This is a genomic window from Gemmobacter sp. LW-1 (genome assembly GCF_001303875.1).
Lineage (GTDB): Bacteria > Pseudomonadota > Alphaproteobacteria > Rhodobacterales > Rhodobacteraceae > Gemmobacter > Gemmobacter caeni.
On the sequence record NZ_LJSC01000037.1, the window covers coordinates 1 to 13,258 of the forward strand.

Here is a 13,258-nt window from a genome sequence, read left to right on the forward strand (position 1 = left end):
TGCGACCGGAACAGGCTTGCCAAGGGTGGCCAGAGTCGGCGGATACCCACAGAGCGCCCGGCGGTCCCGGCTGACGCGCGGCACCCAGCTGGTGACACCGTTCAGGCCCGCCCGCAGGAACACGCAGCCCCGGCTGTCGACATACATTTGCCCCTTGAAACCCGGAGGAGGCAGCTCGCGCGGCCCGCCGATCTGAGACACTGTTTGCGCCTGGGCGACAGTTGTACCGGACAACACGGCAAGAACCGCAGCGGCAACAAACCTGCGAAGCATGAAGACCCCCTCATCGAGTAAGCGAATCATGCAACAGGATTGTTCTCGGGTAAAGGGGTAATGGCTTATTTTGTGCCGAACATACGGTCGCCCGCATCCCCTAGGCCAGGTACAATATATCCATGGTCATTGAGGTGGCTGTCCAACGAGGCCGTGACGATCGGCACATCGGGATGCGCCTCCTTCATGCGCTGCACGCCTTCCGGCGCCGCCAGAAGGCAGAGGAAGCGGATGTTCTTCGCCCCCGATTGTTTCAGCAGGTCAATGGCCGCCACGCTGGAATTGCCGGTCGCCAGCATCGGATCGACCACGATGCAGATGCGTTCGTCCAGCCGGTCCGGCACCTTGCAGTAATACTGCACGGGTTGCAGCGTTTCCGGGTCACGATACAATCCGACGAAGCCCACGCGCGCCGCCGGGATCAGCTCCAGAATGCCGTCCAGCAGCCCGTTGCCCGCCCGCAGAATGGAAATCAGCGCTAGTTTCTTGCCATCCAGCGTCGGCGCATCCATTGGCTGCAACGGCGTCTCGATGCGGGTGGTGGTCATGTCCAGTTCGCGCGTCACCTCATAGGCCAGCAGCAGGCTGATCTCTTTCAGCAGGCGGCGAAACCCGGCAGTCGATGTATCCTTGTTGCGCATGATGGTCAGCTTGTGCTGCACCAGCGGGTGATTCACGACGGTCAGATGTTCGGTCATGCGCGGGGCTCCAGTCTCTTGGCAAGTTTCTCTTTGGTGTCGCGATCGCAGAAGGCGGCGTCAAGCGCGGTGCGGTTGAGCGTGTCGAACACGCCCTGATCCCAGTCGAAAGCATCGGCCAGCCGGTCCCATTCGCGGGTCATCGTGGTGTGGAAGAAGGGCGGATCGTCGGTGGAGACCGTGACCTTCACACCCCGGTCGTAAAGCTGCCCGATGGGATGTTTGCGCCAGTCAGGATAAAGCCCCAATGCGATGTTGGAGCCTGGGCAAATCTCCAGCACCGTGCCGCGTTCTGCGAGTTCGTCGACCAGCGCCAGATCCTCGATTGCACGGACACCATGGCCGATGCGGCTTGGCGCCAGCGCCGCCAGCGTGTCACGGATATGCTGTGGCCCGCGCCATTCCCCCGCATGCGCCGTCAGACCCAGCCCGGCCTCGCGGGCACAGTCGAAGGCCCAGGCGAAATCTTTGGGCTCACAGACCGCCTCATCCCCCGCGATGCCAAAGCCGGTGACAAACCGCCCGGCGGTTTCGGCGGCACAGATCGCCACATCACGCGATTTTTCCGGCCCGAAATGACGGATCGGCGTGATGATGGCGCGCAGCGTGATGCCCATTTTCGCTTCGGCCTCCGCCGCCGCATCCTCGATGGCGGCCAGATAGTCGCGCCAGGCCGCCACATCCCGACCACCGCAGAAATCGGGGCTGAGGAAGGTTTCGCTGTAAATCACGCCATGTGCGGCGCTTTCCTCCAGCACAGCCAGCGCAAGGCGGCGATAGTCCTCGGGGCTGCGCAGGACCGAGGTCGCAGCCTCGTAAACCCGCAGGAAGTGCCGGAAGTCGCGCCAGGCATAACCGCCGCCTTCGTTGAAAATGCCCGAGATATCTTCGTGCTTTTCCGCCGCCAGCCCCCTTATGAAAGCGGGCGGGGCCGCACCTTCCAGATGCAGGTGCAGTTCGATCTTGGACTGGTCTTTCAGGGTCACAGGAAGCTCCGCCCCGGCCCTTGCGCCGGGATGTTCAGATGGGTGGCAAGGCTTGCGGCCACATCGGCAAAAGCGCACAGGCCGAAGCTGCCCGCGTCGTTTCCGGCAATCAGCACCGGCACGCGTTCGCGGGTGTGTTCAGTGCCGCGCCAGGTGGGATCATTGCCGTGGTCAGCCGTGAACAGCGCCAGGTCCCCGGGCCGGAGACGCGCCAGAAATTCCCCTGCGCGTGTGTCGAACCATTCCAGCGCACGGGCATAACCCGAGACGTCACGGCGGTGGCCATAAAGGCTGTCGAACTCAACAAAGTTCGCAAAGGTCAAGCTTCCCGGCTCGGCTTCCGTCGCAAGCCGGTCCAGATGATCGAAAAGTGCAGCGTCATCCTTGCCTTTGTGCAGTTTGCCAATTCCGCGATGCGAGAAGATGTCGCCGATCTTGCCGATGGCATGGGTCGGGCGCCCTGCCTCCTGCACCCAGTCCAGCAGCGTAGGTGCAGGCGGTGCGATGGCAAAGTCCCGGCGATTGGCGGTGCGGCTGAAGCTGCCGGGCTGACCGACGAAGGGCCGTGCAATCACGCGCCCTACACGCCGGGCATGCAGCACAGGTGCCAGCCCCTCGCACAGCGCGATCAGCCGGTCGAGGCCAAAGCTTTCCTCATGCGCGGCAATCTGGAACACGCTGTCCGCCGAAGTATAGCAGATGGGCCAGCCGCTGCGCATATGCTCCGGCCCCAGCCGGTCAATGATCTCGGTGCCCGAGGCGTGACAATTGCCAAGGATGCCCGCTGTCCCGGCCAGACGGCAGACCTCGGCCACGATCTCGGGCGGGAAGGCGGGGGTGGCATCGGGGAAATAGCTCCAGTCCCAGGGCACCGGCACCCCTGCCAGTTCCCAATGGCCCGAGGGCGTGTCCTTGCCGCGTGACACTTCGGTCGCGGCCCCCCAAAGGCCGGTCGGCACCGCCCCCAATCCGGGCACCCGCGCGCCCGATGCCAGATGCAGTGCCGCACCGAGCCCGAGCGCATCCAGCACGGGCATCCGCAACAGGCCACTCCGCCCCTGTTCGGCCTGCCCCGTGGCACAGGCTTCGGCGATATGGGCCATGGTATTCGCCCCTTCATCGCCAAAGGTCGCAGCATCCGGCGCACCGCCGATGCCCACGCTGTCCATCACGATCAGAAAGGCCCGGTTCATACGGCGATCCTTTTCAAGACAAGGGGCGGCAGTTCCGGCCGCCCGGGCGTGATGCGACAGGCGGCCAGCACCGCCGCAGCCGCCGCCTCCGCCGCCGTTTCGGATTGCGCATGCACCACCGCCAGCGGCAGCCCCCGAAAGATCTCGGTCCCGATTTCGGGGAGCCCGGCGAGACCAACGGCCGGGTTCACCCGGTCGCCATCGCGCAAGCGGCCGCCACCCAGATGCACGACCGCCTCACCCAGCCGGAAACCATCCACCGCAGCCAGAAACCCTGCTTCCGGCGCCGGAACCGGGCGCATGACGGGTGCCGAGGGCAGCCGGTCGGGCCAGCGATCCACAAAATCGGCAGGCCCGCCCTGCGCGGCGACCATCCGGCCGAAACATTCGGCAGCAGCCCCGCTTTCCAGCGCCTCGGTCACCAGTCCCTCGCCTTCCGCCGCATCGGTGGCAAGGCCCGCCAGCGCCAGCACCTCGCCGCCCAGAGCCGCAGTCAGCGCACCAAGCCGCGTGCGCAGCGCGCCGCCGGTCATCACCTCCATCACCTCGATCACCTCCAGCGCATTGCCCGCTGAAGGCGCCAGCGGCTGCGTCATGTCGGTAATCAGGGCCGAGGTCTTGCACCCCGCCCCATTCGCCGTGCTGACCAGCGCCTGAGCCAGAGCCTCCGCCTCGGTTTCGGTCTTCATGAAGGCGCCGGAACCAGCTTTCACATCCAGCACCAGCGCCTGCAACCCCGCCGCAAGCTTCTTGGACAGGATCGAGGCGGTGATGAGGTCGATGCTTTCCACCGTCGATGTCACATCACGGATCGCGTAAAGCCGCCGATCCGCCGGCGCGATATCGGCGCTGGCCGCCACGATGGCGCAGCGCACCTGGCCAAGTTGCCGCCGCAGTGCCGCTTCATCCAGCCCGGTACGGAACCCCGGTATCGATTCCAGCTTGTCCAGCGTACCGCCGGTATGGCCCAGCCCGCGACCCGAGATCATGGGCACACAGGCCCCACAGGCCGCCAGCGCGGGCGCCAGCAGAAGCGAGACGCAATCACCGATGCCGCCGGTCGAATGCTTGTCGATCACCGGCCCCGGCAGATCCCAGCGCAGCACCTTGCCGCTGTCACGCATGGCCTCTGTCAGCGCCACGCGGCCCGTCTCGCCCAGCCCGCGCAGAACCACCGCCATGGCAAAGGCCCCGGCCTGCGCATCCGTCACCTCGCCCGAGGCAAGGCCGCGCGCGAACCCGCGCAGGTCTTCGCGCCCCGGATGCCCGCCGTCGCGCAACGTGGCGATGATCGCGCGGGCGTCGGTCATGTGCGGTCCATATGCGCGGCGCTGAACCGACCGGGCAGCAGTTCAGCCACGCTGGTCCGCATCTGCGCGCCTTGGGTGGTGCAGAGCGTGACGAGCGCATCGCCTGCCGCAAACTCGGCCAGTTTCTGACGGCAGCCTCCGCAGGGCGGCACCGGGTCGGGGCTGTCGGCGATGACCAGCGCCTCGGTGAACCGGGTTTCTCCCGCCGCGACCATGGCGGCAATGGCGCCCGCCTCGGCACAGGTGCCCTCGGGGTAGGCTACGTTTTCCACATTGCAGCCGGAATAGACCACGCCCGAGGCCCCCCGCAGCGCCGCCCCCACCCTGAAGCGCGAATAGGGCGCATAGGCATTCTCGCGCACCGCCGTCGCGGCATGCAGCAGGGCAGGATCGGGGGTGGACATGGGTGCCTCGCGAATTTGACCAACAGGTCGGATTGTGCGGCAGCCCCGCGTCCGGCGCAAGCCGCCGCCCCTGCCCCGCCCGGCGCGACTTGCGGTTTTCCGCGATTGCGGCGGGGCAAGCTTGTCGGCACAGTGAAGGCGGAACAGATGCGGCATCCGGCGCATAGGCGCCATGCAGCGCGCAAAGCCGCTTTTTATTGAGTGGAGAATCTGGTTTAACCCTAAACCAGATTTCGGGAGGACGGAATGGACGAGACCCGCCAGGACAGCGCGCGTCAGGCCGCGCTGGATTATCACGAATACCCCAAACCGGGAAAGCTGGAGATCCGGGCAACCAAGCCGCTGGCCAACGGTCGCGACCTGTCGCGCGCCTATTCGCCTGGCGTGGCCGAGGCCTGCCTTGAGATCAAGGCAGATCCATCCACTGCAAGCCGTTATACAACAAGAGGAAATCTGGTTGCCGTGGTGACGAACGGCACCGCTGTACTTGGCCTTGGCAATATCGGTGCGCTGGCCTCCAAGCCAGTGATGGAGGGCAAGGCCGTCCTGTTCAAGAAGTTCGCAAACATAGATTGTTTTGACATTGAACTAAATGAACCGGACCCGGTGAAGCTGGCCGATATCGTCTGCGCGCTGGAGCCGACCTTCGGCGCGATCAACCTTGAGGACATCAAGGCGCCCGACTGTTTCGTGGTCGAAAAGCTGTGCCGCGAACGGATGAACATTCCGGTTTTCCATGATGATCAGCACGGAACCGCCATCGTGGTGGGCGCCGCGGCGACCAATGCGCTGCATGTGGCGGGCAAAAGGTTCGAGAATATCAAGATCGTCAGCACCGGCGGCGGGGCGGCGGGCATCGCCTGCCTGAACATGCTGCTGAAGCTGGGTGTGAAGCGCGAAAACGTCTGGCTTTGCGACATTCACGGTCTGGTCCATGAGGGTCGCGAGATTGACATGAACCCCCAGAAGGCTGCCTATGCTCAGGCCAGCGACAAGCGGACACTGGACGAGGTGATCGACGGCGCCGACATGTTCCTCGGCCTCTCCGGCCCCGGCGTGCTGAAACCTGAAATGGTGGCGCGGATGGCGGAGAATCCGATCATCTTCGCGCTGGCCAACCCGACGCCGGAAATTCTGCCCGACGAGGTGCGCGCCGTCGCCCCCGGCGCGATCATCGCCACCGGCCGCAGCGACTTTCCCAATCAGGTCAATAACGTGCTGTGCTTCCCCTTCATCTTCAGGGGCGCGCTGGACGTGGGGGCGACGCAGATCAACGATGCAATGCAACTGGCCTGCATCGACGGAATCGCGGCCCTGGCCCGTGCCACCACCAGCGCCGAAGCCGCCGCCGCCTATCGCGGCGAAAAACTCAGCTTCGGGCCGGATTATCTGATCCCGAAACCCTTCGACCCCCGGCTGATCGGCGTCGTCGCCAGCGCGGTGGCGAAGGCCGCGATGGAGTCGGGCGTCGCCACCCGCCCCATCGACGACCTCGCCGCCTATCGCGAGCGGCTGAACGGCTCGGTCTTCAAATCCGCGCTGATCATGCGCCCGGTGTTCGAGGCCGCGCGCAATGCCGAACGCCGCATCATCTTTGCCGAGGGCGAGGATGAGCGCGTGCTGCGGGCGACCAACGCGATGCTGGAGGAAATGACCGACAAGCCGATCCTCATCGGCCGCCCCGAGGTCATGGCCCGGCGCTGCGAACGCGCGGGCCTGCCGATCCGCCCGGACCGGGATTTCGAGGTCATCAATCCCGAAAGCGACGCCCGTTACCGCGATTACTGGGGCAGCTATCACGAGCTGATGGCCCGGCGCGGCGTTACACCCGATCTGGCCCGCGCCATCCTGCGCACCAATACCACCGCCATCGGCGCCATCGCGGTGCATCGTGGCGATGCTGACAGCCTGATCTGCGGCACCTTCGGACAATATCTCTGGCATCTGAACTACATTTCGCAGGTTCTGGGCCGGGGCAGCCTGTCGGCGCATGGCGCGCTCAGCCTGATGATCCTTGAGGACGGGCCGTTGTTCATCGCCGATACCCAGGTGAACCCGATCCCCACGCCGGAACAAATCGCCCTCACCACGCTGGGCGCCGTCCGCCATGCCAAACGTTTCGGCGTAACACCCAAGGTTGCGCTCTGCTCGCATTCCAACTTCGGCAACCTCGACAGCGATTCCGGCCGCCGGATGCGCGAGGCGCTGGCGCTCCTGGATGCGGAGAGCCGCAGTTTCGTCTATGAAGGCGAAATGAGCATCGACGCCGCGCTGGACGCCGACCTGCGCGCCCGCATCTTCCCCGGCTGCCGGCTGGAGGGTGCCGCCAATATCCTGATCTTCGCTTATTCCGATGCGGCCAACGCCGCCCGCAACATGCTGCGGATGAAGGCGGGCGGGCTGGAGGTCGGGCCTATCCTGATGGGTATGGGCAACAAGGCGCATATCGTGACCCCCTCAATTACGCCGCGCGGGCTTTTGAACATCTCGGCCCTCGCCGGAACGCCCGTAGCGCATTACGGCTAAGACATGCGGCGGCCGGAAATCCGGCCGCCGACTCACTTTCAGGCAGCAGGCAAACTGCAAATCCTGAAAAATTTGCAAACTCCCCGGCTATTCCAACAAAATTTGGCATAACGTGCGACTTTGCATAAATTTGCCGTCCGCAAACAGCATAATTCTGCAAATTTTCTGCCCCTGCGCCCCGACGTGATCGGTAACACCGTTGCGGCAATACCCGGTCGTCGCGTAACAATCCGTCAAACCGGAGGAGGGTGCATACCATGGCATACAGGGAAATCTACCAAAGCTGGAAGGCAGACCCGGAAGGCTTCTGGATGAAGGCCGCCGGGGCGATCGACTGGGTGAAACCGCCGTCGCGCGCCCTGAATGCCGACCGCGCCCCCCTCTACGAATGGTTCACCGATGCGCAGGTCAACACCTGCTGGAATGCGGTGGACCGCCACGTCCTCGCCGGGCGCGGCAACCAGCTGGCCATCATCCATGACAGCCCCGTCACCCACCTGCGCAAGGGTATCACCTACAAGGAGCTGCAAACCCGCGTCGCCAGCCTCGCCGGCGCCCTGCGCGCCAAGGGTGTGGAAAAGGGCGACCGTGTCATCATTTACATGCCGATGATCCCCGAGGCGCTGGAAGCGATGCTGGCCTGTGCCCGTCTCGGCGCCATCCATTCGGTCGTGTTCGGCGGGTTTGCCGCCAATGAGCTTGCCGTGCGGATCGACGATTGCAAGCCCAGGGCGATCATCGCGGCAAGCTGCGGGATCGAGCCGAACCGCATCGTGCATTACAAGCCGTTGCTCGACGGCGCCATCGAACTGGCCACGCACAAGCCGGATTTCTGCGTGATCTTCCAGCGCGAGCAAGAGGTCGCCAAACTGGTCGAAGGCCGCGATGTCGCCTGGCACACCTTCCAGTTCGGCGTCGAACCTGCCGAATGCGTGCCGGTCGAGGGCGATCACCCGGCCTATATCCTTTACACCTCCGGCACGACAGGCCAGCCCAAGGGCGTGGTGCGCCCGACTGCGGGCCATCTGGTCGCGCTGAACTGGACGATGCGCGCCGTCTATGACGTGGGCGTGGGCGACGTGTTCTGGGCCGCCTCGGATGTGGGTTGGGTCGTGGGGCACAGCTATATCTGTTACGGCCCGCTGATCGCCGGTTGCACCACCATCGTGTTCGAGGGCAAGCCCGTGGGCACCCCCGACGCGGGCACCTTCTGGCGCGTCATCAGCGAAAACAAGGTGAAAAGCTTCTTCACCGCCCCCACCGCGCTCCGCGCGATCCGCCGCGATGACCCCGAAGGAGAATTCATCGGCGAATATAACCTCAAGCACCTCAAGGCCCTCTACCTTGCCGGTGAACGCGCCGACCCCGACACGATCCAATGGGCGCAAAAGCACCTCGGCGTGCCGGTGATCGACCACTGGTGGCAAACCGAAACCGGCTGGGCCATCGCCGCCAACCCGCTGGGGATCGAGGAACTTCCCGTCAAGCTTGGCTCGCCCTCGGTGCCGATGCCGGGCTATGATGTGCAGGTGCTGGACGAGGGCGGCCACCCGGTCTCCGCAGGCACGCTCGGCGCCATCGCGGTGAAACTGCCGCTGCCCCCCGGCACCCTGCCGACACTGTGGAACGCTGAAGACCGCTTCCGGAAAAGCTATCTCAGCCATTTCCCCGGCTATTATGAAACCGGCGATGCGGGCTATATCGACGAGGACGGCTATCTCTACATCATGGCGCGCACCGATGACGTGATCAACGTCGCGGGCCACCGCCTCTCGACCGGCGCCATGGAAGAGGTACTCGCCTCGCATCCGGATGTCGCCGAATGCGCGGTCATCGGGGTCAGCGACACGCTGAAAGGGCAGTCGCCGCTCGGCTTCCTCTGTCTCAAGAAAGGCGCCAACACCCCGCATGACGAGGTGGTCAAAGGCTGCATCAAGCTGATGCGCGACCGTATCGGCCCGGTGGCCGATTTCAAACGCGCCGTCGTGGTGGATCGCCTGCCCAAAACCCGCTCAGGCAAGATCCTGCGCGGCACCATGGTCAAGATCGCGGACAACGAGGATTACAAGATGCCCGCGACCATCGACGATCCGGCCATCCTGGACGAGATCAGGCTCGCCCTGCAAAGCCTCGGCCTCGCCAAAGGCTGACGCGCAGCCGCGCCCCTGCCACGGGGCGCGTCATCTGCCTTTTGCTTCTTGCAAAAATACTCATGCAACGGCGGCCAGAAGTGCCGCCGTTTCACATGAACTGCTCATGCGTCAGCCGCTCTTCCAGCCCGTGCCCCGGATCGAACAGCAGCCGGTGACAGACGCTCGGCTCTGACCGGATCTCCACACTCAGCACATCGCGGAACGACCGGCTGTCGGCATCGGCCATGACCGGCCGCTTTGTCGCCTCCAGCACGTCGAACCGCACCACGGCCGTCTTCGGCAGCAACGCCCCGCGCCAGCGGCGGGGCCGGAAGGCTGCCATCGCGGTCAGCGCCAGAACATCGGCGCCGATCGGCAGGATCGGTCCATGTGCCGAGTAATTATAGGCGGTCGATCCCGCGGGTGTGCAGACCAGCGCCCCGTCGCAGACCAGTTCGGCCATCCGCTCGCGTCCATCCACGCTGATCCTCAGCTTGGCGGCCTGCGGCCCCGCGCGCAGCAGGCTCACCTCATTGATCGCCAGCGCATGATGCTCGCGCCCCGAGGCGGTGACGGCATGCATGGCCAGCGGATTGATCACCGTCTCTTCCGCCGCGCGCAGCCGGTCTTCCAGTGCCTCTTCGGAATAGGCGTTCATCAGAAAGCCGATGGTGCCGCAATTCATGCCATAGACCGGCAGGCCAAGGCTCTGCGTCTCGTGCAGGGTCTGCAACATGAAGCCGTCGCCCCCCAATGCCACGATGACATCTGCCGACCGGATCGGCGCATCGTCATAGCGGTCGCTCAGCGCCGTATAGGCGGACAGCGCCGAAGCGCTTGTGCTGGCCCGGAAATTGATCCGCATGGCATCCTTCCTCGATCCCCGCCGTCAGTCTTGCGGGGCGGCGGGAGCAAACTCAAGTCTCTGCGGCGCAGCGCGACGGAAAAGTTTCCGATAGGCGACATTCTGTTCGTTTGAATTCGGGTCCATGTCGGTTTCTACCCTTCCCTGTCGCTTGGGGCATGGTCTAAATGACCGCGAATCCGCCCTTCCTTGACAGGAGACGCCCATGACCGACATCCGCGATCCCGGTTTCTTCACCGAAACCCTCGCCTCCCGCGACCCCGAGCTGTTCGGCTCGATCACTGACGAACTCGGCCGCCAGCGGGACGAGATCGAGCTGATCGCGTCGGAAAACATCGTCAGCCGTGCCGTGATGGAGGCGCAGGGCTCGGTGATGACCAACAAATATGCCGAGGGCTATCCGGGCAAGCGCTACTACGGCGGCTGCCAGTTCGTCGACGTGGCGGAAAACCTCGCCATCGAGCGCGCCTGCAAGCTGTTCGGCTGCACCTTCGCCAACGTCCAGCCCAATTCCGGCTCGCAGGCCAATCAGGGCGTGTTCAACGCGCTGCTGAAACCGGGCGACACCATTCTGGGCATGAACCTGGCCTCGGGCGGTCACCTGACCCACGGCGCCGCGCCGAACCAGTCGGGCAAATGGTTTAACGCCGTGCAATATGGCGTGCGCCAGCAGGACAGCCGCATCGACTATGACGAGGTCGAGCGTCTGGCCGACGAGCATCAGCCGAAGCTGATCATCGCCGGCGGTTCGGCCGTGCCGCGGCAGATCGACTTCGCCCGTTTCCGCGCCATCGCCGACAAGGTTGGCGCCTTCCTGATGGTCGACATGGCGCATTTCGCGGGCCTCGTGGCTGGCGGTCAGCACCCCTCGCCCTTCCCCTATGCCGATGTGGCGACCACCACCACGCACAAGACCCTGCGTGGCCCGCGCGGCGGCATGATCCTGACGAACAACGAGGATATCGCCAAGAAGGTCAATTCGGCCATCTTCCCGGGCATCCAGGGCGGCCCGCTGATGCATGTGATCGCAGCCAAGGCGGTGGCCTTCGGCGAGGCGCTGCGGCCCGAGTTCAAAGCCTATGCCGCGCAGGTGGTGGTCAACGCTCAGGCGCTGGCCGACCAGCTGATGAAGGGCGGGCTGGACATCGTGACCGGCGGCACCGACACCCATGTCATGCTGGTGGACCTGCGCCCGAAAGGCGTGAAGGGCAATGCGACCGAAAAGGCGCTGGGCCGCGCCCATATCACCTGCAACAAGAACGGCATCCCCTTCGACCCTGAAAAGCCGACCGTGACCTCGGGTGTCCGTCTGGGCACCCCGGCGGGCACCACCCGCGGCTTCGGCGAGGCCGAATTCCGCCTGATCGCCGACTGGATCGTCGAAGTGGTCGATGGCCTGGCCGCCAATGGCGAGGATGGCAATGGCGAGGTCGAAGCCGCCGTGCGCGCCAAGGTCGCCGACCTCTGCGCCCGCTTCCCGCTCTACCCCGGTCTCTGACCGGCACGGGGTCCCGGCACTCCGGGGCCCCGAATTTCTTGCAAAAACTTTCCTGAAAAGTTTTGTCTCCTGACCCGGCGTTCCGAGTAATCCCGATGCCCCATGCCCCGCACAGCACCCGGCTGGAACGCCGTCTCGGCGACTGGGCGCGGGCGCGTCTGCCCTATGGCCTCGCCGAACTGGTGATGTTCGTGCTGAAGCAGGGCTGGGCCTGCCTGTTCGGTGGCCTGCTGCTGATCGCCATTCTTGCCACCCGTGCGATCTGGTCGCCTGACTGGGCCCTGCATCGCTATGACGCGCTCTTCCTGTTTGCCGTCGCCACGCAGGCCATCTTTCTGTGGAAAGGGCTGGAGACATGGGAGGAAGCCCGCGTCATCCTGCTGTTTCACCTGACCGGGACTGCAATGGAATGGTTCAAGGTCGGCGCCGGATCATGGTCATACCCCGAGCCGGGCCTGTTCAAGCTCTGGGGGGTGCCACTGTTTTCCGGGTTCATGTATGCCAGTGTCGGCAGCTACATGGCGCGGGTCATCCGGCTGTTCGACATGCGCTTTGCCCCCTACCCGCCGTTCTGGCTGACCGTGGTGTTCGCGCTGGCCATCTATGTGAATTTCTTCGCCCATCACTTCCTGCCGGACATCCGGGTCGCACTTTTCGCAGGATCAGTGCTGCTGTTCTCCCGCACGCGGATCTGGTTCCGCATCTCTGACCGGGACTGGTGGATGCCGCTGCCGGTTGCGGCATTCCTCTCCAGCTTTGCGCTCTGGCTGGCCGAGAATATCGGCACGGCAACGGGAACCTGGCTCTACTCCGGTCAGGTCGCCGGACAGGTCGTCAGTTTCGCCAAGCTGGGGTCGTGGTATCTGCTGCTTTACGTCTCGTTCGTCACCGTCACACTGGTCAGCCGCGCGGCGCTGCATCGGCAGCCCTTGCCCGTCACATCAGCCCGCGCAGCTTCAGCACAAGTACAGCCAGCCCGGCCACGACAATAAGGCCGAAGACCACCTGCGCCACGACCGAAATCAGCAGGCCTTTGCGCCGACCGGCGGCGCCCAGAGGTGACAGGTGACGCAGACAGATGTCATAGGCTTCGGCCACCTCGCCCTCATCCACCTGCAACAGAAGCTTGGGGTTTTGCGACATATGCGCCGCCTCGGCCAGCCGCTCTGCCGCGGCCCGCACTTTGCGCGGCAACCGCCGACCGCCACGCGACAGCTTTTCGGCCAGCCCCGCACCCTTGATGCGCAGCCGTTCCTCCATCAGCCCCGCAACCCGGTCTGCCATCTGCTGAATGGTAATCGCGCCCATCTTCGTGTCCTGCCCGCCGCTGTCCGGCGGTCTGCCACCGCCCTTGCGCGGCAGACTACGCTTGC

11 protein-coding genes and 1 pseudogene are annotated in these 13,258 nt (G+C 64.8%); 4 read left to right on the forward strand and 8 right to left on the reverse strand.

The genetic code is table 11. The annotated features are described in order from the left end of the window. The 6 genes and pseudogenes from AO684_RS22210 to AO684_RS08830 form a co-directional block, all read right to left on the reverse strand. Positions 1-273: pseudogene (locus AO684_RS22210) on the reverse strand (SPOR domain-containing protein); the annotation flags it as partial. Between the two features lie 65 nt (positions 274-338). After that, positions 339-971, reverse strand: coding sequence for a uracil phosphoribosyltransferase (gene upp, locus AO684_RS08810; protein WP_054302383.1), 633 nt, complete (start codon positions 969-971; stop codon positions 339-341). Continuing rightward, entirely contained in the window at positions 968-1,957 is a 990-nt protein-coding gene (locus AO684_RS08815; protein ID WP_054302384.1) for an adenosine deaminase, read from the reverse strand. The genes upp and AO684_RS08815 overlap by 4 nt, the downstream gene beginning before the upstream one ends. Continuing rightward, positions 1,954-3,150, reverse strand: a complete 1,197-nt coding sequence (locus AO684_RS08820; protein WP_054302385.1) for a phosphopentomutase — start codon at positions 3,148-3,150, stop codon at positions 1,954-1,956. The genes AO684_RS08815 and AO684_RS08820 overlap by 4 nt, the downstream gene beginning before the upstream one ends. Beyond that, entirely contained in the window at positions 3,147-4,460 is a 1,314-nt protein-coding gene (locus AO684_RS08825; RefSeq protein WP_054302386.1) for a thymidine phosphorylase, read from the reverse strand. Before AO684_RS08825 ends, AO684_RS08820 begins: the two co-directional genes overlap by 4 nt. Further along, the gene (locus AO684_RS08830) at positions 4,457-4,864 is read right to left on the reverse strand and encodes a cytidine deaminase (protein ID WP_054302606.1); all 408 of its coding nucleotides are present in this window, start codon (positions 4,862-4,864) and stop codon (positions 4,457-4,459) included. Before AO684_RS08830 ends, AO684_RS08825 begins: the two co-directional genes overlap by 4 nt. A gap of 246 nt (positions 4,865-5,110) precedes the next feature. Here AO684_RS08830 and AO684_RS08835 point away from each other — a divergent pair, with 246 nt between their 5' ends. Both AO684_RS08835 and prpE read left to right on the forward strand, forming a co-directional pair. Then, on the forward strand, positions 5,111-7,390 hold the full coding sequence (locus AO684_RS08835; protein ID WP_054302387.1) for an NADP-dependent malic enzyme: 2,280 nt from the start codon (positions 5,111-5,113) through the stop codon (positions 7,388-7,390). Positions 7,391-7,647: 257 nt separating this feature from the next. Beyond that, entirely contained in the window at positions 7,648-9,540 is a 1,893-nt protein-coding gene (gene prpE / locus AO684_RS08840; protein WP_054302388.1) for a propionate-CoA ligase PrpE, read from the forward strand. Positions 9,541-9,631: 91 nt separating this feature from the next. Here the strand turns inward: prpE and AO684_RS08845 are convergent, their stop codons facing one another. After that, positions 9,632-10,387, reverse strand: coding sequence for an NAD kinase (locus AO684_RS08845; protein WP_054302389.1), 756 nt, complete (start codon positions 10,385-10,387; stop codon positions 9,632-9,634). Positions 10,388-10,592: 205 nt separating this feature from the next. On the opposite strand from AO684_RS08845, the gene glyA reads away from it, so the two are divergent. Both glyA and AO684_RS08855 read left to right on the forward strand, forming a co-directional pair. Then, positions 10,593-11,885: a serine hydroxymethyltransferase gene (glyA, locus tag AO684_RS08850; RefSeq protein ID WP_054302390.1), complete on the forward strand. Its 1,293-nt coding sequence runs from the start codon at positions 10,593-10,595 to the stop codon at positions 11,883-11,885. A 95-nt stretch (positions 11,886-11,980) separates the two neighbouring features. Then, positions 11,981-12,877: a DUF817 domain-containing protein gene (locus AO684_RS08855; protein WP_054302391.1), complete on the forward strand. Its 897-nt coding sequence runs from the start codon at positions 11,981-11,983 to the stop codon at positions 12,875-12,877. Here AO684_RS08855 and AO684_RS08860 read toward each other — a convergent pair. Further along, the gene (locus AO684_RS08860; protein ID WP_054302392.1) at positions 12,822-13,193 is read right to left on the reverse strand and encodes a hypothetical protein; all 372 of its coding nucleotides are present in this window, start codon (positions 13,191-13,193) and stop codon (positions 12,822-12,824) included. The two genes, AO684_RS08855 and AO684_RS08860, sit on opposite strands and share 56 nt — an antisense overlap. Positions 13,194-13,258 lie beyond the last annotated feature (65 nt).